The organism is Arthrobacter sp. P1_B3 (assembly GCF_056406615.1).
Window position 1 is genome coordinate 177,003 of sequence record NZ_JBFTZV010000004.1, and the last position, 26,123, is coordinate 203,125.

Consider the following 26,123-nt stretch of genomic DNA (forward strand, 5'->3'; position numbering starts at 1 on the left):
CCGGAGCAGGGTGCGGGAGCACTTCTTAAAACGAAACGTTCGCCCTTGGAACGGCTTAACTAGACCCCCGCTGCACGTAAATCCAGCAATTGCGACGGAGCTCACACTACCCGGGGCTTCCAACTGCCGGGTGCTCCTTTGCCGATGATTCCGCAGCCCCGTGCCGCCGCTGCCAGGATCACGGCCGATCACCCGGAATCCTGAAGATACTTCGTGAAACGCTCGCACCAGCCCTGATTCGTTCGGATTGAATGGGCGTCCACGTCGGATGACACAATTATCTTTCGCGGTGTGCCTGCTCCACCCGGCGCCCAAATCAGCGGCCGGGGGCCCGATGAGCCTCCCGCGACCCTCTGAATTCAGACGAAAGTGATTGCGTGATGAAAAGCAAAGCCTTGAAGTGGCTGACAACCGTTCCCGTGGCCCTCGCCGTGGCGGTCTCCCTTGCAGCGTGCGGCGGCGGGTCGGCGCAGACAACGGCCTCACCCTCCGATGCCCTCCAGGGCAGCGACCAGAAATCCCTGGACAAATACACGACCAAGGACGTCACTCCCCTGGACAAGATTGACAAGTCCAAGCTCGGCCTGATCAGTGAGGGAACCCTGACTGTCGGAACGCTTTCGGACGCCCCGCCGAACATCTACATCGACGAGTCCGGCAAGTTCACCGGCTACGACAACGAGCTCCTGCGTGCCATTGCGGACAAGCTGGGCCTCAAGGTGGAGTTCAAGGCGACCGGCTTCGCGTCGCTGCTCGCCCAGGTCCAGAACAAGCAGTTCGACCTCGGGTCCTCCTCGATTTCCACCACTGACGCCCGCCGCGAGACCGTGGGCTTCACCAACGGCTACGACTTCGGCTACATGGCCGTGGTGGCGAAGAAGGACTCCAACATCAAAGGCTTCAAGGACCTGACTAAGGACACCCGCATCGCCGTAGTCCAGGGCACCGTGCAGGATGACTACGTCACCAACACGCTCCAGATCGAGCCGGTCCGCTTCGAGGACTACAACACCGCCTACGCCAACTTGAAGAACGGCCAGGTTGACGCCTGGGTCGCACCGTCGCAGCAGGCCACCGGCCAGGTCAAGGAAGGCGACGGAACCGTCATCGCCGAGTCGGTTGTGAACACCCAGAACTTCACCGCGTACGCCGTGAACAAGGAAAACCAGCCGCTCATTGACGCGCTGAACTCCGGCCTCGACGCCGTGATTGCCGACGGCACCTGGTCCAAGCTGACCAAGGAATGGTACCCGGACCGCGAGACCCCGGCCACGTGGTCCCCGGGCTCCAAGGCCGTCACCGTTCCGAAGTCCTAGTCCATGGATGCACTCGATCAACTCGTAAAGACCTTCTTTGACTGGGAGGCGATGGCGGCCGTCCTGCCGAACATGATCATGTTCGGCCTGCGGAACACCCTGATCCTGGCGGTCTCCTCGGGTGTGCTCGGGTGCATCCTGGGCATGGTCCTGGCCGTCATGGGCACATCCCGGAGCACTGCGCTGCGGGTGCTCTCCCGGATCTACACGGATGTGTTCCGCGGCGTTCCCGCCATTGTGGTCATCCTGCTGATCGGCCTCGGGCTCGGACCCATAGTCCGGGCACTGACCGGATCCACAAACCCGTTCCCGCTCGCCATCTTCGCCCTGACCCTCATGGCGGCGGCCTACATCGGCGAGATCTTCCGCTCGGGCATCCAGAGCGTGGAAAAGGGCCAGCTCGAGGCCTCCCGCGCCCTGGGATTCAGCTACAGCTCATCCATGCGCCTCGTGGTGATTCCGCAGGGCATCCGGCGGGTGCTCCCGGCCCTGGTCAACCAGTTCATCACGCTGATCAAGGACTCCTCCCTGATCTATCTGCTGGGCCTCCTCGCAAGCGAGCGTGAGATCTTCCGGATCGGTAACGATGCCGCCGCCAACACGGGGAACCTGTCGCCGTTGGTTGCCGCGGCGTTCATGTACCTCATCCTGACCGTTCCGCTGACCCACTTGGTCAACTACATCGACAAGCGCCTGCGTACCGGCCGTCCGGAGAAACGGCAGCCGGACGACGCCGCGGCCCTGATCGGGAAGGGAGCTCAGGCATGAGCGAATTCGCCTCCGGCTCACTGACCGGCAAGAATCTTCACCTGTCCTTCGGCTCAAACCATGTCCTCCGCGGCATCGACCTGCACGTCGCGACGGGCACCACCGCCTCGGTGATCGGCCCCTCCGGCTCAGGGAAGTCCACGCTGCTGCGGGTCATGAACCGCCTGATCGAACCGGACCAGGGCGACATCCTGCTCGATGGCCGCTCGGTCCTGAAGGACAACCCGGACGAGCTGCGCCAGCGGATCGGCATGGTGTTCCAGCAGTTCAACCTGTTCCCGCACAAGACCGTGGTGGACAACGTCTCGCTGGCGCTGCGGAAGCTGCGCAAGCTGCCGGCCGAGCAGGCCCGGGCCGAGGCGCTCGAGCAGCTCGACCTGGTGGGGCTCAAGCACAAGGCCGACGCGCGTCCTGCCAACCTCTCCGGCGGCCAGCAGCAGCGCGTCGCCATTGCCCGCGCCCTGGCCATGAAGCCGGAGGTGATGTTCTTCGACGAGGCCACTTCCGCCCTCGATCCGGAGCTCGTCAAGGGTGTGCTGGCGCTGATGGCCGACCTCGCCAAGGGCGGCATGACCATGGTGGTGGTGACCCACGAGATGGGCTTCTCCCGCAACGTCTCGGACACCGTGACCTTCATGGACGCCGGCGTCGTTGTCGAGTCCGGTCCGCCGGAACAAATCTTTACCAGCCCGCGGACTGAACGGCTGCAGGGGTTCCTCGCGGACGTTCTGTAGTTCGCCGGCCGCGGCATTAACGACTGATGGCACCCGCCGCGGCGGGTGCCATCAGTCGTTAAAGGGCTCAGGCTACGCCGTGGCGCCGGCTGCCGCCTTCGCCGCGGCCGGCAGGGCATCGAAGATCCGGTTCATCGCAGTGTCGTCGTGCGCGGCGGAGAGGAACCAGGCTTCGAAGACCGACGGCGGCAGGTAGACGCCGGAGTCCAGCATGGAGTGGAAGAACGGGGCATAGCGGAACACTTCCTGGCCCTGGGCGTCCTCGTAGTTGTGGACACCCCGGGCGCCCGTGCCGAACGCCACGGAGAACAGGTTGCCCGCGCGCTGGATGGAGTGGTCCACGCCGGCCGCGTCGAGGGCGGAGGACAGCGCCGCGGAGAGTTCCAGCGAGCGGGCGTCCACGAACGCATAGACCTCGGGGGTCGCGTGCGTGAGGGTCGCGACCCCGGCGGCCATGGCGACCGGGTTCCCGGACAGGGTCCCGGCCTGGTAGACGGGTCCCAGGGGCGCCAGGTAGTCCATGACCTCCGCGCGTCCGGCGAGGGCCGCCGTCGGCATGCCGCCGCCAATCACCTTCCCGAACGTCAGCAGGTCCGGGGTCCACGGCTCGGCGGCGTCGGCGGCCCCGCCGGTGAGGCCCCAGTAGCCGGAGTAGCCGGTGCGGAAGCCGGTCAGGACCTCGTCGAGGATCAGCAGGGCGCCGTGCTCGCGGGTGATCCGGGACAGGCCGGCGTTGAAGCCGTCGCCGGGGGTGACCACGCCCATGTTGGCGGGAGCGGCTTCGGTGATGACGGCGGCAATGCTGTCACCGTGCTTGGCGAAGGCGGCTTCGACGGCGTCGAGGTCGTTGTAAGGCAGCACGAGGGTCTCGGCGGCAGTAGCGGCGGTGACGCCGGCCGAGCCGGGCAGCGCGAGGGTCGCCAGGCCGGAGCCGGCGGCGGCGAGGAGGCCGTCGAGGTGGCCGTGGTAGCAGCCGGCGAACTTGATGATGAGGTTCCGCCCGGTGAAGCCGCGGGCCAGCCGGACGGCCGTCATGGTCGCCTCCGTGCCGGTGGACACCATCCGGACGCGCTCGGCGGCAGGGACGCGCTCCTTGACGATGGCGGCAAGGTTCGCCTCGTCCGGCGTGGAGGCGCCGAAGGACAGTCCGCGGTCGACGGCGGCGTGCACGGCGGCGAGGACGTCCGGGTGGGCGTGCCCCAGCAGCGCCGGGCCCCAGGAGCAGACGAGGTCGACGTAGTCGGCACCGTCGGCGTCGGTCAGGTAGGCACCCTTGGCGGACACCATGAACCGCGGCGTCCCGCCCACGGAACCGAAGGCGCGCACGGGTGAGTTCACGCCGCCCGGCATCAGCTGGCGGGCGCGGTCAAAGAGTTCCTCGTTGCGAGGCATGCTGGAAGTCATGGTTCCTATTCTTTCAGTTCGCGGCCAGCAGCGCGGCCACGCGGGGCGCCACGTCGGTGCCGAAAAGTTCGATGGAGCGCATCATCGCCGTGTGCGGCAGGGTGCCGTTGCTGTACTTGAGGTCAAAGCGGTCCACGCCCAGGTTCTTCTTGAGCAGGGCGATCTTCGCGGCCACGGTTTCGGGCGAGCCGACATAGAGGGCTCCCTCGGGCGTGCACATCGCGTCGAACTCGCCCCGGCTGGCCGGACCCCAGCCGCGTTCGGCCCCGATCCGGTTCCGCTGCTCGAGCCAGTGCGGGAAGAACTCCTCCCGGGCTTCCTCATCCGTCGCGGCAACGTGGCCGGGTGAATGCGTGGCCATCTGCTGCATCGGGTGCCCGTACTTTCCCATGGCCTCACGGTAGAGGTTGGCCAGCGGCGCGAAGGACCGCGGCTGGCCGCCGATGATCGCGAAGATGATCGGGTAGCCGTACTCGGCGCAGCGCAGCACCGATTCGGGGGTGCCGCCCACGCCGATCCAGGTCGGCAGCAGGTGGTGTTCCAGCGGCGGATAGACGCTCAGGCCGTTGATGGCCGGCCGGGTGCGTCCCTCCCAGTGGACCGGTTTCTGTGCCCGGACCTTGTCGAAGAGCTCAAGCTTTTCCTCGAAGAGGACCTCGTAGTCGGCCAGGTCGAGGCCGAAGAGCGGGAAGGATTCGATGAAGGACCCGCGGCCCAGCATGACCTCTGCCCGGCCGCCGGAGATGGCGTCCACGGTGGCGAAGCGCTGGAAGACCCGGATGGGGTCATCGGAGCTGAGCACTGTCACGGCGGAGCCGAGCCGGATGTTCTTGGTGCGGGCGGCCGCCGCGGCCAGGAAGACCTCCGGGGCCGAAACCGCGAAATCGCGGCGGTGGTGCTCCCCCACCGCGAAGGCGTGCAGGCCGATCTCGTCCGCAAGTTCGGCCTGTTCCAGGAGCTGCCGCAGCACCTGCGCGTGCGGAACGGGGTGGCCGTCCGGGAAGACGCCGACGTCACCGAAGGTGTTCAGGCCGAGGAGGATGCGGTTGGACCCCACCGGGGCAGTGGGCGTCGAGATCCGGGGCTCGGGGGCCGTGTTCACCGGGATTCCTTCAGCCAGCCGGCGAGCTCGCTCGCCCAGTAGGTCAGCACCATGTTGGCACCGGCGCGCTTGATGCCCAGGACGGACTCGGTGATGGCGGCACGGCGGTCGATCCAGCCGTTCTCGGCGGCGGCCTCGATCATCGAGTACTCGCCGGAAATTTGGTAGGCGGCCACGGGGACGGGGCTCATGGCGGCGACGTCGGCAAGGATGTCCAGGTAGCTCATGGCAGGCTTCACCATGACCATGTCGGCGCCTTCTGCCAGGTCCAGGTCGACCTCCAGGATCGCCTCCCGACGGTTCGCGGCGTCCATCTGGTAGGTGCGTCGGTCGCCGGTCAGCTGCGAGTCGACGGCTTCGCGGAACGGGCCGTAGAACGCGGAGGCATACTTCGCGGCGTAGGCCACAATGGCGGTGTTGGCGTGCCCGGCGTCCTCGAGGGCCTGTCGGATCACGGCGACCTGGCCGTCCATCATGCCCGAGGGGCCCAGGACGTGGGCGCCGGCCTCGGCCTGCGCGACCGCCATCTGGCCGTAGATTTCCAGGGTCGCATCGTTGTCGACGTAGCCGTTGGCGTCGAGGACGCCGCAGTGGCCGTGGTCGGTGAATTCGTCCAGGCACACGTCACTCATGACCACGAGTTCGTCGCCGACCTCGGCGCGGACGTCCCGGATGGCCTTGTTCAGCACACCGTCGGGGTCCAGGGAGGCCGTGCCGAGCGCGTCCCGGACTGCCGGGACGCCGAACAGCATGATGCCGCCGACGCCCAGCTGCACGGCCTCGGCCGCGGCGCGCCGGAGCGAATCGGTGGTGTGCTGCTGCACGCCGGGCATCGAGGCGATCGGGTTGGGCTCGCTCAGGCCTTCGCGGATGAAGGCCGGCAGGATGAGCTCCGAGGCCGAGAGCCGGTGTTCAGCGGTCAGCCGGCGCATGGCCGGGGTGGTGCGGAGCCGGCGTGGGCGGTGGGTCGGGAAGCTCATGTGGTGTCCTTTGCTGAGGGCTCTGCGACTGACGGATGAGGTGAAGAGTGCTGGTGGTCCAGGGACCGGACGACGGCGGCAACCAGGCCGGACGCCGTAGGCTCCTGGGCGACGGCGGCGACGGTGAGTCCGAGTGAGGCCGCCTCGGCCGCCGTCGAGCGTCCGATGGCGACGAAACGGCAGTTGCCCAGCGGGGCGAGGTCCGCGTGGATGCGGCGGACTGCGCTGGGCGAGGCGGCGACGACGGCGTGCAGCCGGCCGGCACCGATTTCCGCTTTCGCCTCGGCCACCGTGAGCACGGTGGGCGGCGGCGCGTCCTGCCCTGCGGGACCGGTCCCGTGCGGCGAGGTCTGCGGCGACGTCTGCGGTGAGGTCTGCGGTGAGGTCGGTGCAGACGCGGGCAGGGCCCGGCGCGGATCGGCCGGATAGTCGACCGTGTTGTAGGCGGTGACGGCCTGGACAGCCGCACCGCGGGCCTCGAGGCCCTTGCGCAGCCGCGGGTCGGCAATGTCCGCCTGGGGCAGGAGCACGCTGCCTTGGTTCTGGGGCCAGATGTCGAGCATACCCGTTCCGGACTGCTGGCCTGTGGGGGCAAGGTCGACGCTGATGCCCCGGGATTCCAGGAAGCTGCGGGTCGCCGGGCCGATCGTGGCCACGAGAATGCTGCCGGGCAGCCAGCTGCTGAGGGAGGCGCCGCGTTCGGCCGCCTTCGCCTCAAGAGCCTGGACGGTGGTCACACTGCTGATCACGAGCCACGTGTAGGCCCCGGCGCCGAGGGCGTCGAAGGCGACGTCGAGGGAGTGCTGGTCACTGGCCTGCTCGAAGTCGATCAGCGGCAGGAGCAAGGGCTCGGCACCGACACGGCGGAGGGCCGTGACGAGCTCCCCCGCCCGGTCCGGGCTGCGGGCTACCAGCACACGGGCACCGTCCGGCACCCTCATGCCCGGTGTTCCGCCCGTGTGGTGATGGTCGCTGTGCCGTCCCATGAAGTGGTGGAATCCGCTGTTCAGGAAGCTGCCAGGTCCGCGATGTCGGCGGCGCCGCGGGCCAGCAGGACTTCCGCCAGCTCGATCCCGAGCAGCGTTGCCCCGACCTCGGTGAGGCCGTCGGTGGCCTTCTTGTCGCGGACGGTTGCCGTGCCGTCAACCGCGCAGACCACCGCTTCGAGGTACAGCATGCTGCCCTTGCGGTAGGCATAGGCGCCCACCGGGGCGGCACATCCGGCCTCCAGACGGGCCAGCAAAGCGCGTTCCGCCGTGACGGCGAGCCGGGTGTCCTGATCATCGAGGGCCGCGAGGGCCTGCGCCAGCACGCCCTGGGAGCCCTCCGTGGACCCGGCCCTGCGGGGAGCATCGGCGGTGCGGCATTCGATCGCCAGGGCGCCCTGCCCGGCGGCAGGGAGCATGACGTCCGTCTCGAGGTACTCGCTGACCGCGTCGAGCCGGCCGATCCGGTGCAGTCCGGCGGCGGCGAGCACGACGGCGTCGAGGTCGCCGGATTTGCCGTCAACGACGGCGTCGTTCGTGTTGCCCGCCAGGCCGGGGACGCGCCCCAGCCGGGTGTCCACGTTGCCGCGGATGTCGCGGATGTCCAGGTCCGGACGCACGGCGCGGAGCTGGGCCGCGCGCCGCGGGGAGCCGGTGCCGACGCTCGCCCCGCTGGGCAGATCGGCAAGCTTGAGCCCGTCGCGGGCGCACAGCACGTCCCGGACGTCGACGCGTTTCGGTGTGGCCGCGAGGCTCAGGCCGAGGGCGGGACCTGTGGGGAGGTCCTTGAGCGAATGCACGGCGACGTCGCATTTGTCCTGCAGCAGGGCGTCGCGCAGCGCGGCGACGAACACGCCGGTGCCGCCCATCTGGGACAGCGAGCCTTTGAGGACATCGCCGTCGGTCCGGATGTGGACGAGCTCGACAGGGAACCCGCCGAGAGCGGCCAGCTGGTCCGCTGTCTGCTGGGTCTGGGTCAGGGCCAGTTTGCTGGCGCGGGTGCCGATCCGGACGGTCATGGGGTCACCCGGCCCGCCGCCGTCGCAGCCGTGCCCGAAGCCGTGGGCGCGGCCCGGTAGGGATCGTGTCCGGTCCCCACCATGGTGTCGGCGCCGGCGATGGTGGGCTTGTCGCCGCGGAAGTTCGCGCAGCAGCCGGGACGGCAGACGTCATACCAGGGGCCGAGCTTGGTCAGGTGCGGCCGCTCCGCGATGTTGTTCGCGGCGGTTCGCTCGCAGATGAGGTCCACGAGCCCGGCGACAAACTTGCGGTGCGTTCCGGGCGTGGGGACGCGGGTCGCGGCCAGGTCCAGCCTGGCGCAGGTCTCCAGCGCCTCGGTGTCCAGGTCCCAGACCACTTCCATGTGGTCGCTGACAAAGCCCACGGGCACAATCACGATGCCCTTGACGCCCTGGCCGGCGAGCTCCTCGATGGCGTCGTTGATGTCCGGTTCGAGCCACGGCACGTGCGGGGCGCCGGAGCGGGACTGGTAGACGAGCGACCACGGTGCGGTCAGGCCCGTCTCGGCCTCCACCCGGCGGATGATCTCGGTGCCGGAGGCCAGGTGCTGGGCCACGTAGGCGGAGGTTTCCTCGAAATCTCGGGGCTCACCCTCGGAGCGGCCGGCGGCCTCGGCGTCGCGGGTCGGGATGGAGTGCGTCGCGAACAGGATGTGCATGGGGGCGTCCGGGGTGCCGGCCGCGGCCAGCTGGGCGCGGACGTCGGCGATGCCGGCGGCGGTGCCCTCGATGAAGGGTTCCACGAAGCCGGGATGGTCGAAGTACTGGCGCACCTTGTCGACCTCGAGCTTGCCGTCGAGTCCGGTTTCGGTCAGCGCCATGCCGATGTCCTCGCGGTACTGGCGGCAGCTGGAGTAGCAGGAGTAGGCGCTCGTGGTGAGCATGAGGACCTTGCGGTGGCCGGCGTCGTAGATCTCCTGCAGGGTCTGCGGGATGTACGGGTCCCAGTTGCGGTTGCCCCAGAACACGGGCAGCCCGATGCCGCGGCCGGCAAGTTCGGCCTCGAGGCCGGCTTTGAGCTGACGGTTCTGTCCGTTGATGGGGCTGATGCCGCCGTTGGCGCGGTAGTGGTGCGAGACCTCTTCGAGCCGTTCGTCGGGGATGCCGCGGCCGCGGGTGACGTTGCGGAGGAACGGGATGACGTCCTCCTGGCCTTCGGGTCCGCCGAAGGAGGCGAGGAGCACGGCGTCGTACTCCTTGGGGGCCATCCGGCCGGCCTCGGTGACAGGGTTCACGGCGGTTACTGAGGCTGCGGATTCCTGGGGATCCAGCGGGCTCATGCCAGGACCTCGGCAATCTCGGCGGCGGTGACGCGGCGGCCGGTGTAGAACGGGATTTCTTCCCGGACATGGTGCCGCGCTTCGGTGGCCCGCAGGTGCCGCATCAGGTCCACGAGGTCCACGAGTTCGGGGGCTTCCAGCCCGAGGATCCATTCCCAGTCGCCCAGGGCGAAGGAGGAAACCGTGTTGGAGATGACCTGGGGGAAGTCGCGGCCCAGCATGCCGTGGTCGCGGAGCATGGCGCCGCGCTCGGCGTCCGGCAGGAGGTACCACTCGTAGGAGCGGACGAAGGGGTAGACGCAGAGCCACTCAGCAGGTTCCACACCGCGGGAGAACGCCGGGGTGTGGTTCTTGGCGAACTCGGCCTCGCGGTGCACGCCCATGGCGGACCAGACGATCTCCGTGCCGGCGAACAGCTTGCTGCGCCGGATGTCCCGGACTGCCCGCTGCAGCGCTTCCGGCCGGGGACCATGCAGCCAGACCATGATGTCTGCGTCGGCCCGCATCGCCGAGACGTCGTAGCTGCCGCGGTGGACGACGCCGGCGTCGGCGAGACTCTTCATCAGCGCGTCGAAGTCTTCGGCTGCGTCCGCGCCGCGCAAGATGTCCGCGGACCGCTTGAAAACGGTCCAGAGGGTGAAGAACTGCTCAGTTGAATCTTCGGGCGCCGGTGCCCCGGCGACTGATTCTCCGGGGACTGACATTCCGGTTTTAGTGACAGATTCGGCAGAAGTGTGGCTCATGCATACCAGTCTGCCTCCTCTCCCCAGCTAAGTCGAAAAAAAGCACTTCTACAACGCGTAGAAGTGCTTTATTTCACACCGGGAGGCTGGCCCGCGGGGACGGGTCCGTCAGCTCCGGTCCGCGGGGACGGGTCTGTCAGCTCCGGCGCATCCGGACGACCGCGACGCCGGCGCCGAGCGAGAGCGCCACCAGGCAGATGCCCCAGCCGATCAGCGGGGACGGCCCGGCGGGTTCCACCGCCGAGGTGGCCTGCAGGGAGGTGTTGCCGGAGTGGCCCTTGGCCGGGGCCGTGGACGAACCGGCCGAGCTTGAACTGGTTGCGGAAGGCCGCGGCGCGGCGGGCTTCGACGGCGCCTGCGTGCCGGTACCGCTGCCCGCGGCCGGCACAGCGGTTCCGGGCTGGGCATCGGCGGCCGRGTCGGCGCCCGTGCTCCCCAGGGCTGGCTGGCCGGGAGCCTGCCCGGTGGCCGGCAGAGCCGGAGCAGAACCGCCTGTGGCGGGCGCTCCCGGCACCGGGGCTGTGGACGGCGGGCCGGCCGGCGGCGCAGCTTTCGCGGACGGGGTGCTGGACGGCGGGGTGCTGGTGTTCGGGGCCGTGGGTTCGGGCTCGTCGGGCTCGGGGTCGCTGGGCTCCGGGTCGCTGGGTTCCGGGCTGTTGCCGTGCGACGGCGGCTGCGACGGGGTGGACTCGCCCGAGCCGGCGGACGGCGAAGGGCTTGGCGTCGTCGAGGAGCCCAGCAGCCCGTTCAGCACGTCATCGAGGCCGAGCGACAGCGAGCCCTGCGTCGACGGAACGGTGGACGCCGCCGCGGACAACCCCGTGGCCGCCTGTGAGGCAGGAACCCCTGCGGTGGCAGCCAGCAGGGCCCCGAGTGCGACTGCCGCCGCACCGTGTCGAAGGCCCCGATAGCGCCCGGTCTTCATTGTGGACACCTTGGACCTGAAAATAACCATGGTCATCGACCCTAGCCGGAATCGACCTGCAGGAAAAACTTGCAAAAACCGCGAATTAGCGGCAGGAAACCCACGGGATCGGAGGGGTTCAGGGTGCCCTTGGAGCAGCTGTGATTCGTGTGACTGAGGGTGCTTTTGGGACTCGCCGGACCGGGGTCAGGGCAGCCGATCTGAGGCAGGCGTGTTCAGGGCAGGGGCACCCACAGCTGCAGCCTTGAGTGCGGCCGCGTTGAGGGCAACAGCCTTCAGGGCAGCGGCCTTCAGGACAACAGGGTGCGGACCTGCCCCGGGGTGTCGGCCACAATCGCGGCCAGGCCGTTGCCGGACAGCCAGCCGCCCACCACGGCAAGCGTGCCGTCAGCGGCACAGATGCTCCGGACGGCCGCGACACGCTGCCTGTGGCCGAGCGACGCAAAGGGCAGTGCACCGGCCCAGCGGACCACGTCCCAGTCCGCCACGTCCCCGGCGCTGACGGAAACGCCCAGCAGGGCCGAGGCGTCAGCCAGTGCTGCGCGGAACAGTTCATCATCAGAGCGCGGCGCCGCGGCCGCTCCCCCGCCTCCGGACCCCGGCGTCGCCCCTGGGGCAGCGGCGCGCCCGTAGGAGAGCCGAAGCACATGCCGTCCCGGGCCTGTCCGCTCCGCCAGCCAGGCCCATTTGGCGGTGGCGTGCGTCAGCGCCTTGGCCTGCACGCCCGCGCTCTGCGGAGCCACAAGCACGCCGGTGCCGCGTGGCGCCCGGTCAAGGGCAGGCAGATCCACCACAAGGGTGACGAGGCTGACATCGGGTCCGGCGTCGGGGCGGAGGCCGGCAAGTTCCGGCAGGGTTTCCTCAAGCAGCCCGACGGCGGCGGGACCCTCCACCGCAACCACGAGGACCCCGGCGTCGAAGGTGGCCTGGTCTGTTGCGACGCGCCAGCCGCCGGCCGTGCGCTGCACTGACCGGGCCGGGGTGCCGCTGAGCAGGGTGACGCCGCGCTGACGCAGATCGGCGAGCAGGGCGGCGACGAGGGTGTGCATTCCGCCGAGCAGCCCGGCGACGGCGGACCCGGCCTTCGCAATCCCTGCGGACTGGGCCTTCGCAGACCCGGCTGTGGCAGCCGCCGCTCCCCTGCGCTGGGCCGCGACGGCGGCGGCGAGGGAACCGTGCTGACGGATGCCGGCCCGCAGTCCGGGGGCCACCATGTCGACGTCGAGCACCGAGGGATCGGCCGAGTGGACGCCGCCGACAACCGGTGCCACGAGTCGGTCCAGGACCCGACTGCCCATCCGCCGGCGGACCAGGGCTGACACGCTCGTTGCCGCGGCACCGGTGCCCAGCGAGGCCGGCAGCACGGCATCGATGGAGGCGCGGAGGGAACCCAGCAAGCCCAGCGACCGGCGGACTTCCGGGTCCCACGGGCTGGCCGGGATGCCCAGCACTCCGGTCTTGGGCAGTTCCCGCGGGCCTTCGGGCAGCTGGACCCAGGCGCCGCCGGGGTTCGGCGCGACGATCTCGCCGGCCAGCCCGAGCTCCGCGGCGAGATCGGCTACGGCAGCGGTGCGGGTGGCGAACGACTCCGCCCCGCTGTCCAAGGTCAATCCGGCCACGGTATGGCTGCCGACGCAGCCGCCCCAGGCCTCCCCGGCCTCCAGGACGGTGGTGCGGACGCCTGCCCGGACAAACTCCCGGGCCGCAAGCAGGCCGGAGATCCCGCCCCCGATCACGACCGCGGTGCCCACCAAGGCAGTCCCGGTGGCGCCTGCGTCCATGCCCTTACTCCGGAGCGATGGAGTGGATGAGTTCGACCACGCGCGTGAGCACCGCAGGATCCGTCTCCGGCGGCACCCCATGGCCGAGGTTCACGACGTGCCCGGGTGCGGCGGAGCCCGCCGCGATCACGTCGCGGACATGCGCTTCGAGGACCTCCCACGGTGCCGCGAGCAGGGCTGGGTCAATGTTGCCCTGCAGCGGAACGGTGCCGCCGAGGCGGCGGTTGGCTTCGTCCAGCGGCAGCCGGTAGTCGACGCCCACGACGTCGACGCCGACGTCGCGCATCGCGACGAGCAGCTCCGAGGTGCCGGTGCCGAAGTGGATCAGCGGGGCGCCAAGGTGCCGGACGTGGTCCAGGGCACGGGACGACGCCGGCGCAACAAAGCGCTGGTAGTCGGCCAGTCCCAGCGAACCGGCCCAGGAGTCGAAGAGCTGGCCGGCCGAGGCGCCGGCTTCCAGCTGTGCCCGGAGGAACATTCCGGAGGCGTCCGCGGCCCAGTTGGCCAGGGCAGTCCAGGTCTCGGGGTCGGCGTGCATCATGGTGCGCGGACCGAGGTGGTCGCGGGACGGCTTGCCTTCCACCATGTACGCGGCGAGGGTGAAGGGCGCGCCGGCGAAGCCGATCAGCGGGGTGCTGCCGAGCTCGGCCACGGTGAGCCGGACGGCTTCGCGGATAGGCTCCAGGGCCGCCCAGGTCAGCTGCGGCAGGGCGGCGACGTCCGCGGCCGTGCGGACCGGTTTGTCCAGGACGGGTCCGACGCCGGGGACGATGTCCACGCCGACGCCGGCCAGCTTGAGCGGGATCACAATGTCCGAGAAGAAGATGGCGGCATCGACGTCGTGGCGTCGGACCGGCTGCAGCGTGATCTCGGACGCCAGTTCCGGGCGCAGGCACGAGTCCAGCATCGCGACGCCCTCGCGGATCTTGAGGTATTCGGGCAGCGAGCGGCCGGCCTGGCGCATGAACCAGACAGGACGGCGGGAGGGCTTGCCGCCGCGGTAGGCGGTGATCAGCGGGGAGCCCGCGGTGCGGCCGTCCATCAGCGGGTGCCCGGCATCGAGGCCGCCGGTGGCGGCATCCACGACGGCGTCGTCGGTGGCAGCACTGCCCTCGGACATACTGAATGTGGTGGTGCCGGTTCGTGCCGCAGCGCTTGGAGTCATGCCTTCGATTGTGCCCAAATTTGTGCCCAAAAGATAACGACAGCCTGTCACGACGCCCATCCTGGGCCGCACCGTGGCGGGAATCACAGGCCAGCGTGCCCGAGCCCACGCCGGGCAGTTGTTCTACACGGAGACGAAAAAGCTATGATGGTGATGCTGTGGTTCTTTTTTCATTGGTGGCTACACACGCCGACATCGACCTCGAAACCGTTGCTCAGTTGAGCACCGGCGCTTCAGGGCTCGCCACATCCGCCCTCGCCGGATCGCCGGCCGTGGCGGGTGCCGTTGTCCTTGCCACCTGCAACCGCCTTGAAATCTACGGCGAAGCCCCGCATCCGGATGCCGTCGACGCCGCCCGGGCAGCCCTCATTACCCAGATCAGCGGAGCCAGCGGACTCAACGATCAACTTGTCTCCCGCGCCTTCAGCACCCGCACCGGTGCCGAGGTCAGCCAGCACCTCTTCGCGGTTAGTTCAGGACTGGACTCCGCCGTGGTCGGCGAACGCGAAATTGCCGGCCAGGTACGCCGGGCCTTGATCACGGCCCAACACGAGGGCACTGCCAGCTCCGGCCTGGTCCGGCTGTTCCAGGCCGCATCAAAGACAGCCAAGGACGTCGGCGCCCAGACGGCGCTGGGTTCGCGCGGCCTTTCCATCGTCTCCGTGGCGCTCGATCTCGCGACGGACCTGTCCGAAAACCCGGACTGGTCCACCAAGAAAGCCGTTGTCTTCGGGACCGGCGCCTACGCCGGAGCCACCATGTCGCTGCTGCGCGAGCGCGGCTGCACCGATGTCTGCGTCTATTCCTCCTCCGGGCGCGCCGCCGGCTTCGTCGCCACCCGGGGCGGCACGGCCCTGGACGAGGACACTCTTCCGGCCGCAGTTGCCGCGGCCGACGTCATGATCGGCTGCAGCGGTTCGGACAGCCGGGTCGAAGCGGACGACCTCGCCCGGATCCGGGCGAACTCGCCCCAGGCTCTCATCGCGATCGACCTCGCATTGACCCATGACTTCGATCCCGCGGTGGGCGACCTCGACGGCGTCGAACTGCTCACGCTGGAATCCGTCCGGCTGGCCGCACCGCAGGAACAGGCCGAGTCGCTCGAGCAGGCCAGCAGCATCGTGTCCGGGGCGGCCAGCGCGTTCGAGCAGGAGCGCGAGGCACGGTCCGTTGACTCCGCCATCGTCGCCTTGCGCCGCCACACGATGAACGTCCTGGACGCGGAAATGGAAAAGGTCCGCGCCCGGCACGGCTGCACGGCCGCCGCCGAGGAAGTCGAATTCGCCCTGCGCCGCATGGTGAAACAACTGCTGCACGTCCCCACCGTCCGGGCGCGCGAACTGGCCTCCAACGGACAGCAGGACGCCTACGTTGCCGGTCTTGAGGCGTTGTACGGCATTACGGTGGAGCCCCCCGCCGGTTCTGCCGGTTCCGCGGCCGCGTGCCCCGTGGACCACACCCCCGCTGTCCATAACCCTGGCGACCTCGGCCCCGCTGCGGGCGACATCCGCGAAACCGCGTAGCCTCCCCGCGCGGGCTTATCCGGGGAAAGCGTTGATCCCGGTCATTTCGGCCGACACCTGCCACAGCCGTGCGGCAGCCTCCCGGTCCACCGCATGGGCATCCACGCCCCTGATCCTCGCTTCGGGCGATCCCGGCACCGTGGCTTCGGCGATGTCGCAGTCCTCGCAGTAGACGCCGCCCATTCCCTCGAGCGCCGGCGCCGTCGCGGCCCAGACCGAGGTGGCGGCGCCCTGCGCCGGTGTTTTGAACCGGGGGTCGAGCGTGCCGTGCTCGTCCATCCAGCCCGCGGCGATCATCTCCTCCCGCGGCAGGTGCCGCTGCAGTTCGGTCATGATCCCGCCCGGATGCACGGCGAAGGCGCGCACGCCAAAGTCCCGGCCCAGGGCGTCGAGTTGGACGGCGAAGAGCGCGTTGGCCGTCTTGGCCTGGCCGTAGGCGCGCCACTTGTCGTAGCCGGCGTCGAAATTGATGTCATCGAAACGGATCCCCGAGAGCTTGTGGCCGGTAGAGGACAGCGAGACCACCCGGGCTCCCCGCGCCGCGGCAAGGGCCGGCCACAGCAGGTTGGTGAGGGAAAAATGGCCCAGGTGGTTCGTGGCGAACTGCGATTCCCAGCCTGGACCCACCCTCCGCTCCGGACTTGCCATGACGGCGGCGTTGTTGATGAGGATGTCCAGACGGACGACTGCGCCAGGCGCAGCGCCGGGCGCAGCACCGGCCAGGAAACCGGCGGCGAACTCCTTCACGCTGGCCTGGTCCGCAAGGTCCAGTTCAGCAACGCTGACATCGCCGCCTTCGACTGCCGGCGTCAGCCCGGCCGCAGCGAGGACGTCCCGGGCATGCTCCGGCCGGCGGGCCGGCACCACAACGGCGGCGCCGGCCCAGGCCAGTGCCCGCACGGTCTCCAGGCCCAGTCCCGAGTAGCCGCCCGTGACGATCGCGGTCTTCCCGGCCAGGTCGATGCCGGCAATGACCTCGGCCGCCGTCGAATCCCGGCCAAAGCCGGAGCCAATCTTGCGCTGGGACGTCCCGGTGGTTTCCTCGCTCATGACCAGGCCTTTCGTTGGGCGCCGCTCGGCGGAGTGTTTATCGGCGGCCGCGACGTGGCCGGCCGGATGGCCTCAGTCCAGGCTTCAGTACACAGGCTTCCCGGGTTCCACGTCCCGGACCCAGGCGAGAATGCCGCCTTCGAGGTGGCTGACGCGCTCGTACCCGGCGGCGCGGGCTGCGGACAGGACCGCAGCGGAACGTGTTCCGCCCTTGCAGTGGAAGACGATTTCGGCATCCTGGGGCAGTTCCTGCCACGCTTCCCCGGCAAGGATGCGGCCCTGCGGGATCAGCACCGCCCCGTCAATGCGGACGATCTCGTATTCCCCTTGTTCCCGCACGTCCACGAGGTGGAAGTCCTTGAGGCCGGCCTTGCGCGAGGCCAGCATGGTGGCGAGCTGGGCAGCCGTCACTGTGTGCTCGGTACCCGCATCCGCCGTTGGGGTGATGCCGCAGAAGGCCTCGTAATCGGTCAGTTCCGTGATCCGCGCCGCCTCGGGGTCCCGGGCCACCTTGATTTCGCGCCAGGTGCCGCCCAGCGCGTCGTAGAGCGCCAGCCGGCCCAGCAGGGACCGGCCGACGCCGGTGATCAGCTTGACGGCCTCGGTCACCATCAGCGCTCCGACGGCGGCGCACAGCATGCCGAACACGCCGCCTTCGCCGCAGGACGGGACCGATCCAGCCGGCGGCGCCTCCGGGTAGAGGTCCCGGTAGGTGGGCCCGAACTGCTCCCAAAAGACGCTGACCTGGCCGTCGAAGCGGAAGATCGATCCCCAAATGTAGGGCTTGCCGAGGATGGCGGCGGCGTCGTTGACGAGGTAGCGGGTGGCAAAGTTATCGGCGCCGTCGAGGATGAGGTCGTAGCCGGCAAAGAGTTCCAGTGCGTTGGATGCGTCGAGACGGACGTTGTGGAGCCGGACATCCACGAGTGGGTTCAGGGCGGCGATGGCATCGCGGGCGGACTCGATTTTGGGCCGGCCCACATCCGCGACGCCGTGGATGATCTGGCGCTGGAGGTTGCTGAGGTCGACGTCGTCGTCATCGACGATCCCGAGGGTGCCGACCCCGGCGGCGGCGAGATAGAGCAGGGCGGGGGAGCCGAGGCCGCCGGCCCCGATGACGAGAACTTTCGCGTTCTTGAGGCGCCGCTGGCCGATCGCGCCGATCTCCGGAATGATCAGGTGGCGCGAGTAGCGTTCCACCTCGTCGGGGCTGAGGTCCCCTGCCGGAGCAACCAGCGGTCCGGGCCGCGGGTCCAGCTGCGGCCGGGGGGTTGCGGGGGCACCGGAAGCGGTGAACTTGGAAGCCATACTTCAATCTATGCCCCAAGATACCGCCAGGTCATATTACCCGCGCGTAAGGTGTAATTGAGTGCAAGGTAGTTCAGTACAAGTGCAGTTGAGTGCGATTGCGCGCAATTGGGGTGAAAAGGGAAAGAAGGCCGACAGTGGTTCATCAGGCACCGGCGGAGCGGGACGAGAACGGCAAGCCGCCGGCCGGACAGACGCGGAGCGGACAGCGTTCGGCCCGCCTCCCCCGTGACGAACGCCGGGCGCAGCTGCTGGCGGCTGCACAGGAAGTCTTCGTCGCGAACGGCTACCACGGCGCCGCCATGGATGAGATCGCCGAGACCGCCCATGTCAGCAAGCCGGTGCTGTACCAGCACTTCCCTTCCAAGCGGGACCTCTACCTCGCATTGCTGGACAGCCACCTCAGCAAGCTGATCGATCTGCTGCTTGGCGCGCTGAATTCCACCACAGACAATGACGAACGCGTCCAGGCGGTCATGCGCGCCTACTTCCGCTTCATCGCCCACGACGACCAGGCGCACCGGCTCGTCTTCGAATCGGACCTGATTAACGATCCCGACGTCAGCGCACGGCTGGAAACGTTCAACAAGACCTTTGCCGACGCCGTCGCGCGCGTCATCGCCGAGGACACGAAACTGCCCGACCTCGAAGCCCAACTGCTGGGCCGCGGGCTCGCCGGAATGGCCCACGTGAGCGCCCGGTACTGGCTGGAAACGGACGGGAACCTGGACCTCGATGTTGCCAGCGACCTCATCTACCGTTTAGCTTGGCGCGGAATCTCCCGCTTCCCCAAAGAGACCTAGACTACAAATAGAGATTGACCTTAGACATTCTTTGGACGTTGATTGGCTGGGAGGCCTTGCTGTGGAAGTAAAGATTGGTATTCAGAACATTGGCCGCGAACTTGTCCTCGAATCGACCCAGGACGCCGACACCGTCGCCAAGGTAGTCGCCGAGGCGATCGCCAAGGGCGGCGAACTGCGGCTGAAGGACGACAAGGGCCGCCTGGTGATCGTCCCCGCCAATGTCCTGGGCTACGTGGAAATCGGAGCAGAAGAGGCCCGCCGCGTCGGCTTCGGCGCTCTCTAGCCCCGCCGTCCGAGCGGCCGCCGTCGGAGCAGTTTCCCGGCTGAATCCTTCGGTACCGCTTCGCTTTCTTCACTACCGTTTACTCACTGTCGTTTTCTTCACAAGCGTGAGGTGTCCTGAATGCTTTCTCTGATTGTGGTTGCCATGGTGACCGTTGCTGCGGGCTTCGTGGTGTGGGCTAACGACAAGCGGCACACGAAATACGGCGTCAGCGTCCCAGCCGGAGTCGCTGCGACCGTCGGCATGCTGAGCTGGATCATCTTCATTGCCGCCGGGCTCGGGTACCAGCCGGGCCTGACCTGGATCCCGTGGATCCTGCCGATGGTCCTGGGCACTGCGGCCTCGATCGCGGCCGTCGTGTACCTCGGCAAGACCCGGACCCGGCAGGACACCGAGCGGCTCACAACCATCCTGAAGCTCTGACCGGGCATTACCCCGTCAAGGGGGGCTGCCCTACGCCGGCAGGTCCGGCCCGTGGCCGTCTTCGGTGCACAGGCACAGACGGTTTCCCTGCGCATCCGTGACCACCACCCAGTTGGGTGCGTGGTCACGGTTCATTGAGGCCCCGGTAGCCGCGGTCTTCTCCAGTACGGAGCCGGACTCGGCCTTGCTCCGGTGGATGTCCAGGTGGATGCGGTTGGCGTTCGGGGTGGAGGTTTCCTGGAACCAGAGCGAGGGGCCGCGGCCGTAGGGGTCGGTGAGATCCCCGAACCTGCCCTTGCGGTAACCGAGGGCGACCCGCCAGAGCTCCGATATCCCGGCGGGATTGTCCGAATCGATGKCCACTTCCACCGTCCGGTACAACCCCGGTTGCGCGGTGGCAGCGACTGCGGCGGCCGCCACGCTGGCCGCCGTCGCCGCTTTGACGTCCCGCGGCGTCACCTCGGTGCCGGCGTCATGGGAACTGTAGCGAAGAAAGACCCGGTTGTAGCGCCAGTCCAGGTCCGGGTGGTGGTTCTGCTCTTCGGCGAGGCGCCCGACGGCGGCGATCAGCTCCAGTGCCGCGGCCGCCGTCGGCGCCGTGTACACGGTCACCAGCCCGCCGAGGCGGTACCGCCAGTCCGGCAGGCCCGCCAGCGCTTCGTCGAGCTGGGGGCGGGTGAGGATGTCGTCCGTGGCTGCCATGACACTCTCCTTGACTGGTTGACCGACAAGACTGGCGGCCTACCGGGAGCGGCCGGACTCAGAGGAATTCGGCCCGGCCTTCCATCGCCGAGGACGCCAGCGCATGCTCGCGGCGCGGGATCCTGCCAGCCTTTTTTGCCAGCCTACCGGCGATGACGGCGTGTTTGAAGGCCTCGCCCATGAGCACGGGATTCTGCGCCCGGGTCACGGCCGTGGCCAGCAGCACGGCGTCGCAGCCGAGTTCCATCGCCAGGGCCGCGTCCGAGGCCGTGCCGATCCCGGCATCCAGCACCACGGGCACGGACGCGCGCGAGACGATCAGCTCGATGTTGTGCGGGTTCAGGATGCCCAGGCCGGTGCCGATCGGGGCGCCCAGCGGCATCACGGCCGTCGCGCCGAGGTTTTCGAGCCGGAGGGCAAGCACGGGGTCGTCGTTGGTGTAGGCGAAGACCTTGAAGCCGCGGGCCACGAGCTGTTCGGTGGCGTCCACGAGTTCGACTGCGTCCGGCAGCAGGGTGTGCTCGTCGGCAATGACTTCGAGCTTGACCCAGTCCGTTTCCAGGGCCTCCCGGGCCAGCTCGGCGGTGAGGACAGCATCCTTGGCGGTGAAACAGCCGGCCGTGTTGGGCAGCACCCGGATCTGCTGGTCCTCGAGCAGCTGGAACAGCGAGCCCGTCTCGGCCGGCGAATAGCGGCGCATCGCCACCGTGGTCAGTTCGGTCCCGGAGGCCACGAGCGCGGCCCCCAGCCCGTCCAGGCTCGGCGCACCGCCGGTACCCATGATGAGGCGGGAGCTGAGCTCCACGCCGTCGACCACGAACGGGTCGGCCACCGCCCCGGTCACCGGTACGGCCGGTGTTCCTGCCAACGTCGTCTCGTTCATGCTGGTCATCCTCCCTGGACTGCCGTGACAAGTTCGACGTCGTCGCCGTCGGCGAGCGCCGTGGCGTGCCACTGGCTGCGCGGCACCACTTCGGCATTGCGGGCCACGGCGACACCGAGTTTGCCCCCGTCTGCAGCCCGGCCGTCGGGGCCGATGCTGCGGCCCGTGAGCTGGCTGACGAGTGTGCTGACGGAGGCGCCGTCGGCGACGCTCCGCTCCGTTCCGTTCAGTCTGATGTTCATGCTGCTTCCTTGTTGGGGCTGTCTCCGGACGTATCCGGGATGCGGGAAAAACGGTCGGGGCGGAACCCTGCCCAGCGCGGGTCCGGCGTCCCGTCCATGAGTTGCCGGCATACGGCGGCAGCGGCGGGGGTCAGCAGGACGCCGTGCCGGAAGAAACCTGTGGCGATGATCAGTCCCGGGACGTCCCCGCCGCCCGGGCGCGCGACCCGCCCCAGCAACGGGGCGTTGTCCGGGGTGCCGGGCCGGGCCCGGGCCGTGGCTTCCAGCAGCTCCAGCTCGGCGACCGCGGGCACCAGCTGCTGGGCGTCCCGCAGCAGCTGGTAGATGCCGCCGGCAGATACGGCATGCGGATTCGACGGTCCGTCCTCGCGCTGGGTGGCTCCGATCACCACGGTGCCGTCCTGGCGGGGAACGATGTACACCGGAACCCCGCGCACCATGCCCCGCACGGTTGCGGTGAGCAGCGGCTGAAGATGCGGGGGCACGCGAAGGCGCAGGATGTCGCCGTAGACGGGCCGCAGCGGCAGCGCCAGTCCGGCGGGCAGCTCCTCGAGCCCGGCGGCGCCGAGCCCGTTGGCGACGACGGTTTCTGCGGCCCGCACGAAACCGCCACCCGCCAGCCGTACGCCCGCAACCTGTCCGTCCTGCCACAGCAGGCCCGCCGCGCGCCGCCGGATCAAACTCCCGCCCTCCGTGCCGAGCACGCCGGCGAGCCGGGCGATCAGGAGGCGGGGGTCCACCTGGTGATCGGCCGGGATGTCGAAGGCGCACGAGATGCCGGGACTCAGCAGCGGCTCCCGGCTCCGCGCCTCGCGCACTGTCACCGGTTCCACGGTGAGGCCGCAGGCCTGCTGGACTTCCCTCAGGTCCGCGAGCGCGCGCCGGTCCGCCGCGTCGGCCCCGACGGCCAGGGTCGGCGTCGTCAGGTAGCCGGTACCGGCCCGGCATTCCGTGCCCCCGGCACCGGCGTCCATCCCCGCACCGGCGTCGACTTCGGCAGCGAATCCGGGCCACAGCCGGGAGGACTCAAGCATCAGCTCCAGGAGCTGCTCCTCCTGGTAGTGCAGCTCGCTCACGGGGGCCAGCATGCCGGCCGCGGCCCAGCTGGCTCCGCTGCCGGGAGCATCATCGATCAGCACCACGGACCGGCCCGCGCGGCTGGCCTCGAACGCGATGCCGTGGCCGATCACGCCGCCGCCGATCACGGCAACGTCTGCGGTGATGTCTGTGGTGATGCCTTCGGCGCTGATGTCCCCTGCGGTACCGGGCCCGGCGTCACAAACTCTGGAAGCGGCGTCATTTGCGGCTTCGGCTGCGCGGCCGGCTCGTGAGCCCATAAAAAAATTCCTTCCCTACGCCGGTACTAGCCGGATCAGGTCAAGCGGTCGGCTCTGACGCCCTCTCAGCCGTGCAGCGGCGACATGGCTGCTGCGGGCTCCCGCGGTATGCGCCCAGTTTAGAGGAACTAGGCTGGTGCCATGAGCCAGGACCCCCTCCACACCACCGCCCGCCTCTACCTCTGCACCGACGCCCGCAGGGACCGCGGCGACTTCGAGGACTTCGTTGACGCCGCCTTCGCAGGCGGCGTTGACATCATCCAGCTGCGCGACAAATCGCTCGAGGCGGCGGAGGAACTCGAACTCCTGGAGGTCCTTCACGCGGCAGCACAGCGCCACGGACGGCTGTGGGCCGTCAATGACCGGGCTGACATCGCCTCCTTGTCCGGGGCGCCGGTGTTCCATATCGGCCAAAAGGACATTTCGTTCGACGCCGCCCGCGGCTTCCTGGGCAAGGATGCCGTGATCGGCCTGTCCACCCACAGCCCGAAACAGGTGGACGCCGCCATTGCCGCCTCACCAGGCCGTAAAGGACTCGACTATTTCTGTGTGGGACCCGTGTGGGCGACGCCCACCAAGCCGGGACGCGCCGCCGTCGGCCTCGACCTGGTGCGCTACGCCGCCCAGGCAATCGGCCGGGCGGAAGCGGACGGCACCGGCAAAGTCGACGGGGTCGTGCCGTGGTTCGCGATCGGCGGGGTCGACCTCAGCAACGTCGAGCAGGTAGTCGAGGCCGGCGCCCGGCGGATCGTGGTGGTCCGGGCGATCACCGACGCCGCTGATCCGGCCCACGCCGCGGGTGCACTGCTGGCGGCGCTGGACGCTGCGGAATCCTAGGCAGGTTCCCCGGCCCGCAAGCCCGCCGGCGTTCCGGGCCGCGGCCACCCTGGCCGGCAACCTCGCCGGCACCGCGGCTGGCGCTCGGTACTGGACCTACCCGGCCAGCCCCAGCCCTGCCATCCTGCGCGCGTGGTTCGCTGCGAGTTCGGCCGTCAGGCCGCTGACCAGCTCCCTGGCGTCGGCGTCGTCCAGCCCCGAGAGCCCGGCGAGGAACTCGTGCTCAAGGCTGACCCGCTGGGCGTGGGTCAGGACCTCACCCAGCAGGCGCCTGGCCCACAGCGCCAGGCGCGACGCGAGCCGGGGGTCATCGGCCAGGGCCGCCTTGAGACGCTCCTGCAGCACGGCCGTAGACTCGCCTGTGGAGCGGACCTGCCCGATCAGCTCCCGGGTCCCGGCGTCGACGTACCGGCCGACGGCGCTGTAAAAGTCAGCGGAGACCGTGTCGATCACGTAGGCCTTCATGAGCGCCTCGTACCAGTCCGCCGGGCGCGTGCGCTCGTGGAAGTGGTCCACTGAGGGCTGGAACGGCAGCATGGCAGCCTCCGTGTCCAGGCCCATGTGCTCGAGCCGGGCGTGGACGAGTTCGTAGTGCTGGAACTCGTCCACGGCCATCCTGCCCAGCACTGCACGGTCATGCAGCGTGGGCGAATACCGGGCGCTCGAGGACAGCCGTTCGAAGGCAGAAAGCTCGCCGTACGCCATGACTCCCAGCAGATCCGCCAGGAAGCTGTTGTAGAGGGCCGGATCGTCCGCAGTTGCGCTCATCATCCAAGACTAATAGCGGAAATCGGGCTACCCTGATTTTCGTGTCCCATCATCGCCTGACCCCCAGTGTCCACGAGCAGCAGAACCAGCTTGCCGGGGCTCTCAAGGCGCTGCGCACCACGCTGGAACTTCCCGGTCCGTTCCCCGAGAACGTGTTGCGCGACGCGGAGGCGGCGGTGGCCGAGCACAAGCTGCCGGACCTGGACCTCACACATGTCGAGTTCGTGACCATTGATCCGGCATCGTCCACTGACCTCGACCAGGCCCTGTTCATCGAACGGAGCGACGGCGGCTACAAGGTGTTCTACGCCATCGCCGACGTCCCGTCCTTTGTCGCCCCGGGCGGCGCGCTCGACGCCGAGACCCGGCGCCGCGGCCAGACCTTCTACACTCCGGACGGCCGGATTCCGCTGCACCCGGAAATCATCAGCGAGGCCGCCGGCAGCCTGCTCGCCGGGCAGCTCTGCGCGGCGTTCGTCTGGGAGTTCGAGCTCGACGCCGCGGCAGAGGTGACCTCAGTCCTCGTGCGCCGTGCACAGGTCCGCAGCCGCGCGAAACTCAGCTACAAAGGCGTCCAGGCCGAGCTCGACGCCGGCACCGCGGCGCCCGTGCTGCAGTTGCTGAAAGAGGTAGGCATCAAACGGGTGGAGCTGGAACGCCTGCGCGGCGGCGCAAGCCTGAACATGCCGGAACAGGAAATCCAGCAGCTGCCCGACGGCGGCTACCGGATCGTGGCGGCCCCGCCGCTGCCGGTGGAGGACTGGAACGCCCAGATTTCGCTCATGACCGGGATGGCCGCCGCCGCGCTCATGCTCCAGGGCAAGGTCGGCATCCTGCGCACCATGCCCGCCCCTGATGAGGCTTCACTGAGGCACTTCCACCGCCAGACCCACGCTCTCGGCAAGCCCTGGGACGGGGAAATGCGCTACGGCGAGTACCTGCGGACGCTGGACCCCACGGACCCCCGGCAGCTGGCCATTGTGCATTCGGCCGGGATGCTTTTCCGCGGTGCCGGGTACACGCACTTCGACGGCACGGTGCCGGGAGCCGCAGTCCAGTCCGCCATCGGCGCCGCCTACGCCCATTCCACGGCGCCGTTGCGGCGGCTGGTCGACCGCTTCGTGCTGGTGATCTGCGAGGCCCTGAGCAACGGCACCGAAGTTCCGGCCTGGGCCCGGGATGCCCTGCCGTCCCTCCCGGCCATCATGGGCACCTCGGACCAGCTTGCCGCGAAACTGGAGCGGCTGTCGCTGGACACCGTGGAGGCGGCGCTGCTCGTCAACCACGTCGGCCAGGAATTCGACGCCGTCGTCATCTCCGGCCCCAAACCGGCGAAGAGCAACACCAATGGCAGCGGGAACGGGAATGGGAACGGCGGCAAAGCCAACGGCAACGGAAACGGCCCGTCCGGGATCGTCCAGATCGCCGAGCCCGCCGTGACCGCGCGATGCCCCGGCGAACTGGAACCGGGCACGCAAGTCCGGGTCCGGGTGGTGTCCTCAGACATCGCCACACGCGAAATCCAGCTGGAGCTCGTGGGCTGACAGTCCCTTATCAGTCCGCAGCCGGCACGCTCCCGGGGCGTGATGACGGGTCCAGTCGAGGATCCGGGCCTCGTACAGCTAGACTGGAGAAGTAGAAATGGATGCCCGGTCGTTGATTTCCATGATTTTCGAATTCAACAAGCCCGCCCCTACGCGATCTTGAGATCCACCCGCTGGTCCCCAGTGCCAGCATTTAGATAGCCCGCGATCGGCT

General features: G+C 69.0%; 26 protein-coding genes and 1 riboswitch. Of the genes, 9 read left to right on the forward strand and 17 right to left on the reverse strand.

Translation table 11 applies throughout. From position 1 onward, the window contains the following. The first annotated feature begins 380 nt into the window (after positions 1-380). Genes AC1D2F_RS06400 through AC1D2F_RS06410 form a run of 3 tightly spaced genes read left to right on the forward strand, consistent with a single transcriptional unit; the run spans position 381 to position 2,818 of the window. On the forward strand, positions 381-1,316 hold the full coding sequence (locus AC1D2F_RS06400; RefSeq protein ID WP_229994176.1) for an ABC transporter substrate-binding protein: 936 nt from the start codon (positions 381-383) through the stop codon (positions 1,314-1,316). A gap of 3 nt (positions 1,317-1,319) precedes the next feature. Then, positions 1,320-2,084, forward strand: coding sequence for an amino acid ABC transporter permease (locus AC1D2F_RS06405; protein WP_229994151.1), 765 nt, complete (start codon positions 1,320-1,322; stop codon positions 2,082-2,084). Continuing rightward, positions 2,081-2,818, forward strand: coding sequence for an amino acid ABC transporter ATP-binding protein (locus tag AC1D2F_RS06410; RefSeq protein ID WP_364745790.1), 738 nt, complete (start codon positions 2,081-2,083; stop codon positions 2,816-2,818). Before AC1D2F_RS06405 ends, AC1D2F_RS06410 begins: the two co-directional genes overlap by 4 nt. A gap of 72 nt (positions 2,819-2,890) precedes the next feature. Here the strand turns inward: AC1D2F_RS06410 and hemL are convergent, their stop codons facing one another. From hemL to hemE, 10 genes are all read right to left on the reverse strand, one after another. Further along, complete coding sequence (gene hemL, locus AC1D2F_RS06415; protein WP_229994153.1) at positions 2,891-4,222, reverse strand: glutamate-1-semialdehyde 2,1-aminomutase; 1,332 nt, start codon at positions 4,220-4,222, stop codon at positions 2,891-2,893. A gap of 13 nt (positions 4,223-4,235) precedes the next feature. Then, positions 4,236-5,324 carry an LLM class flavin-dependent oxidoreductase gene (locus tag AC1D2F_RS06420; protein ID WP_364745787.1) on the reverse strand — a complete coding sequence of 363 codons (1,089 nt, stop codon included), beginning with the start codon at positions 5,322-5,324 and terminating at the stop codon, positions 4,236-4,238. After that, entirely contained in the window at positions 5,321-6,304 is a 984-nt protein-coding gene (gene hemB, locus AC1D2F_RS06425; protein ID WP_364745785.1) for a porphobilinogen synthase, read from the reverse strand. Before hemB ends, AC1D2F_RS06420 begins: the two co-directional genes overlap by 4 nt. Beyond that, positions 6,301-7,290 carry a uroporphyrinogen-III synthase gene (locus AC1D2F_RS06430; protein WP_476966416.1) on the reverse strand — a complete coding sequence of 330 codons (990 nt, stop codon included), beginning with the start codon at positions 7,288-7,290 and terminating at the stop codon, positions 6,301-6,303. The genes hemB and AC1D2F_RS06430 overlap by 4 nt, the downstream gene beginning before the upstream one ends. A gap of 20 nt (positions 7,291-7,310) precedes the next feature. Then, positions 7,311-8,309 (reverse strand): hydroxymethylbilane synthase, encoded by a 999-nt coding sequence (gene hemC / locus AC1D2F_RS06435; protein ID WP_229994157.1) that lies wholly within the window; start codon positions 8,307-8,309, stop codon positions 7,311-7,313. Further along, positions 8,306-9,589 carry a ferrochelatase gene (locus AC1D2F_RS06440; protein ID WP_476966417.1) on the reverse strand — a complete coding sequence of 428 codons (1,284 nt, stop codon included), beginning with the start codon at positions 9,587-9,589 and terminating at the stop codon, positions 8,306-8,308. Before AC1D2F_RS06440 ends, hemC begins: the two co-directional genes overlap by 4 nt. Continuing rightward, positions 9,586-10,332 (reverse strand): hydrogen peroxide-dependent heme synthase, encoded by a 747-nt coding sequence (gene hemQ / locus AC1D2F_RS06445; protein ID WP_229994159.1) that lies wholly within the window; start codon positions 10,330-10,332, stop codon positions 9,586-9,588. The genes AC1D2F_RS06440 and hemQ overlap by 4 nt, the downstream gene beginning before the upstream one ends. A gap of 136 nt (positions 10,333-10,468) precedes the next feature. Continuing rightward, positions 10,469-11,257 carry a hypothetical protein gene (locus AC1D2F_RS06450; protein ID WP_476966418.1) on the reverse strand — a complete coding sequence of 263 codons (789 nt, stop codon included), beginning with the start codon at positions 11,255-11,257 and terminating at the stop codon, positions 10,469-10,471. Between the two features lie 290 nt (positions 11,258-11,547). Then, positions 11,548-13,038, reverse strand: a complete 1,491-nt coding sequence (gene hemG / locus AC1D2F_RS06455) for a protoporphyrinogen oxidase (RefSeq protein ID WP_476966419.1) — start codon at positions 13,036-13,038, stop codon at positions 11,548-11,550. 4 nt (positions 13,039-13,042) lie between these two features. After that, complete coding sequence (hemE, locus tag AC1D2F_RS06460) at positions 13,043-14,158, reverse strand: uroporphyrinogen decarboxylase (protein WP_476966440.1); 1,116 nt, start codon at positions 14,156-14,158, stop codon at positions 13,043-13,045. 203 nt (positions 14,159-14,361) lie between these two features. Here hemE and AC1D2F_RS06465 point away from each other — a divergent pair, with 203 nt between their 5' ends. After that, positions 14,362-15,726, forward strand: a complete 1,365-nt coding sequence (locus AC1D2F_RS06465; RefSeq protein WP_364745764.1) for a glutamyl-tRNA reductase — start codon at positions 14,362-14,364, stop codon at positions 15,724-15,726. A 15-nt stretch (positions 15,727-15,741) separates the two neighbouring features. On the opposite strand, the gene AC1D2F_RS06470 is transcribed toward AC1D2F_RS06465, so the two are convergent. Further along, the gene (locus AC1D2F_RS06470) at positions 15,742-16,776 is read right to left on the reverse strand and encodes an SDR family NAD(P)-dependent oxidoreductase (RefSeq protein WP_364745761.1); all 1,035 of its coding nucleotides are present in this window, start codon (positions 16,774-16,776) and stop codon (positions 15,742-15,744) included. A gap of 84 nt (positions 16,777-16,860) precedes the next feature. After that, positions 16,861-18,084, reverse strand: a complete 1,224-nt coding sequence (gene moeB / locus AC1D2F_RS06475; RefSeq protein WP_364745758.1) for a molybdopterin-synthase adenylyltransferase MoeB — start codon at positions 18,082-18,084, stop codon at positions 16,861-16,863. A 137-nt stretch (positions 18,085-18,221) separates the two neighbouring features. Here moeB and AC1D2F_RS06480 point away from each other — a divergent pair, with 137 nt between their 5' ends. The 3 genes from AC1D2F_RS06480 to AC1D2F_RS06490 all read left to right on the forward strand — a co-directional run bounded on the left by AC1D2F_RS06480 (position 18,222) and on the right by AC1D2F_RS06490 (position 19,596). Next, complete coding sequence (locus AC1D2F_RS06480; protein WP_414645492.1) at positions 18,222-18,887, forward strand: TetR/AcrR family transcriptional regulator; 666 nt, start codon at positions 18,222-18,224, stop codon at positions 18,885-18,887. A gap of 61 nt (positions 18,888-18,948) precedes the next feature. Then, entirely contained in the window at positions 18,949-19,173 is a 225-nt protein-coding gene (locus AC1D2F_RS06485; protein WP_229994165.1) for a DUF3107 domain-containing protein, read from the forward strand. A 120-nt stretch (positions 19,174-19,293) separates the two neighbouring features. Next, entirely contained in the window at positions 19,294-19,596 is a 303-nt protein-coding gene (locus tag AC1D2F_RS06490; RefSeq protein WP_229994166.1) for a hypothetical protein, read from the forward strand. Positions 19,597-19,626: 30 nt separating this feature from the next. Here AC1D2F_RS06490 and AC1D2F_RS06495 read toward each other — a convergent pair whose 3' ends face one another. From AC1D2F_RS06495 to thiO, 4 genes are all read right to left on the reverse strand, one after another. Further along, the gene (locus AC1D2F_RS06495) at positions 19,627-20,298 is read right to left on the reverse strand and encodes a 4a-hydroxytetrahydrobiopterin dehydratase (RefSeq protein WP_476966420.1); all 672 of its coding nucleotides are present in this window, start codon (positions 20,296-20,298) and stop codon (positions 19,627-19,629) included. A 58-nt stretch (positions 20,299-20,356) separates the two neighbouring features. Further along, a complete protein-coding gene (locus tag AC1D2F_RS06500; RefSeq protein ID WP_290369369.1) occupies positions 20,357-21,181 on the reverse strand; it encodes a thiazole synthase in 825 nt (274 codons plus the stop codon). Positions 21,182-21,186: 5 nt separating this feature from the next. Next, entirely contained in the window at positions 21,187-21,423 is a 237-nt protein-coding gene (gene thiS, locus AC1D2F_RS06505; RefSeq protein ID WP_229994168.1) for a sulfur carrier protein ThiS, read from the reverse strand. Next, positions 21,420-22,760, reverse strand: a complete 1,341-nt coding sequence (gene thiO / locus AC1D2F_RS06510) for a glycine oxidase ThiO (RefSeq protein ID WP_476966421.1) — start codon at positions 22,758-22,760, stop codon at positions 21,420-21,422. Before thiO ends, thiS begins: the two co-directional genes overlap by 4 nt. Continuing rightward, a riboswitch (TPP riboswitch) is annotated at positions 22,755-22,875 on the reverse strand. (Overlaps the previous gene by 6 nt.) A gap of 26 nt (positions 22,876-22,901) precedes the next feature. On the opposite strand from thiO, the gene thiE reads away from it, so the two are divergent. Beyond that, on the forward strand, positions 22,902-23,597 hold the full coding sequence (gene thiE, locus AC1D2F_RS06515) for a thiamine phosphate synthase (RefSeq protein WP_476966422.1): 696 nt from the start codon (positions 22,902-22,904) through the stop codon (positions 23,595-23,597). Positions 23,598-23,693: 96 nt separating this feature from the next. Here thiE and AC1D2F_RS06520 read toward each other — a convergent pair whose 3' ends face one another. Continuing rightward, positions 23,694-24,368 carry a ferritin-like fold-containing protein gene (locus AC1D2F_RS06520; RefSeq protein ID WP_476966423.1) on the reverse strand — a complete coding sequence of 225 codons (675 nt, stop codon included), beginning with the start codon at positions 24,366-24,368 and terminating at the stop codon, positions 23,694-23,696. A 38-nt stretch (positions 24,369-24,406) separates the two neighbouring features. Between AC1D2F_RS06520 and AC1D2F_RS06525 the strand changes: the two genes are divergently transcribed. After that, positions 24,407-25,909, forward strand: a complete 1,503-nt coding sequence (locus AC1D2F_RS06525) for an RNB domain-containing ribonuclease (protein ID WP_364745744.1) — start codon at positions 24,407-24,409, stop codon at positions 25,907-25,909. Positions 25,910-26,123: the final 214 nt, after the last annotated feature.

Coding starts and splice junctions, on each gene's coding strand:
- AC1D2F_RS06410 (WP_364745790.1), top strand. CDS start 2,081: ATGAGCGAATTCGCCTCCGGCTCACTGACCGGCAAGAATCTTCACCTG.
- AC1D2F_RS06520 (WP_476966423.1), bottom strand. CDS start 24,368: ATGATGAGCGCAACTGCGGACGATCCGGCCCTCTACAACAGCTTCCTG.
- moeB (WP_364745758.1), bottom strand. CDS start 18,084: ATGGCTTCCAAGTTCACCGCTTCCGGTGCCCCCGCAACCCCCCGGCCG.
- thiS (WP_229994168.1), bottom strand. CDS start 21,423: ATGAACATCAGACTGAACGGAACGGAGCGGAGCGTCGCCGACGGCGCC.
- AC1D2F_RS06405 (WP_229994151.1), top strand. CDS start 1,320: ATGGATGCACTCGATCAACTCGTAAAGACCTTCTTTGACTGGGAGGCG.
- AC1D2F_RS06430 (WP_476966416.1), bottom strand. CDS start 7,290: ATGGGACGGCACAGCGACCATCACCACACGGGCGGAACACCGGGCATG.
- hemL (WP_229994153.1), bottom strand. CDS start 4,222: ATGACTTCCAGCATGCCTCGCAACGAGGAACTCTTTGACCGCGCCCGC.
- AC1D2F_RS06440 (WP_476966417.1), bottom strand. CDS start 9,589: ATGAGCCCGCTGGATCCCCAGGAATCCGCAGCCTCAGTAACCGCCGTG.
- AC1D2F_RS06500 (WP_290369369.1), bottom strand. CDS start 21,181: ATGAACGAGACGACGTTGGCAGGAACACCGGCCGTACCGGTGACCGGG.
- hemQ (WP_229994159.1), bottom strand. CDS start 10,332: ATGAGCCACACTTCTGCCGAATCTGTCACTAAAACCGGAATGTCAGTC.
- thiE (WP_476966422.1), top strand. CDS start 22,902: ATGAGCCAGGACCCCCTCCACACCACCGCCCGCCTCTACCTCTGCACC.
- hemB (WP_364745785.1), bottom strand. CDS start 6,304: ATGAGCTTCCCGACCCACCGCCCACGCCGGCTCCGCACCACCCCGGCC.
- thiO (WP_476966421.1), bottom strand. CDS start 22,760: ATGGGCTCACGAGCCGGCCGCGCAGCCGAAGCCGCAAATGACGCCGCT.
- AC1D2F_RS06470 (WP_364745761.1), bottom strand. CDS start 16,776: ATGAGCGAGGAAACCACCGGGACGTCCCAGCGCAAGATTGGCTCCGGC.
- hemG (WP_476966419.1), bottom strand. CDS start 13,038: ATGGACGCAGGCGCCACCGGGACTGCCTTGGTGGGCACCGCGGTCGTG.
- hemE (WP_476966440.1), bottom strand. CDS start 14,158: ATGTCCGAGGGCAGTGCTGCCACCGACGACGCCGTCGTGGATGCCGCC.
- AC1D2F_RS06400 (WP_229994176.1), top strand. CDS start 381: ATGAAAAGCAAAGCCTTGAAGTGGCTGACAACCGTTCCCGTGGCCCTC.
- AC1D2F_RS06490 (WP_229994166.1), top strand. CDS start 19,294: ATGCTTTCTCTGATTGTGGTTGCCATGGTGACCGTTGCTGCGGGCTTC.
- hemC (WP_229994157.1), bottom strand. CDS start 8,309: ATGACCGTCCGGATCGGCACCCGCGCCAGCAAACTGGCCCTGACCCAG.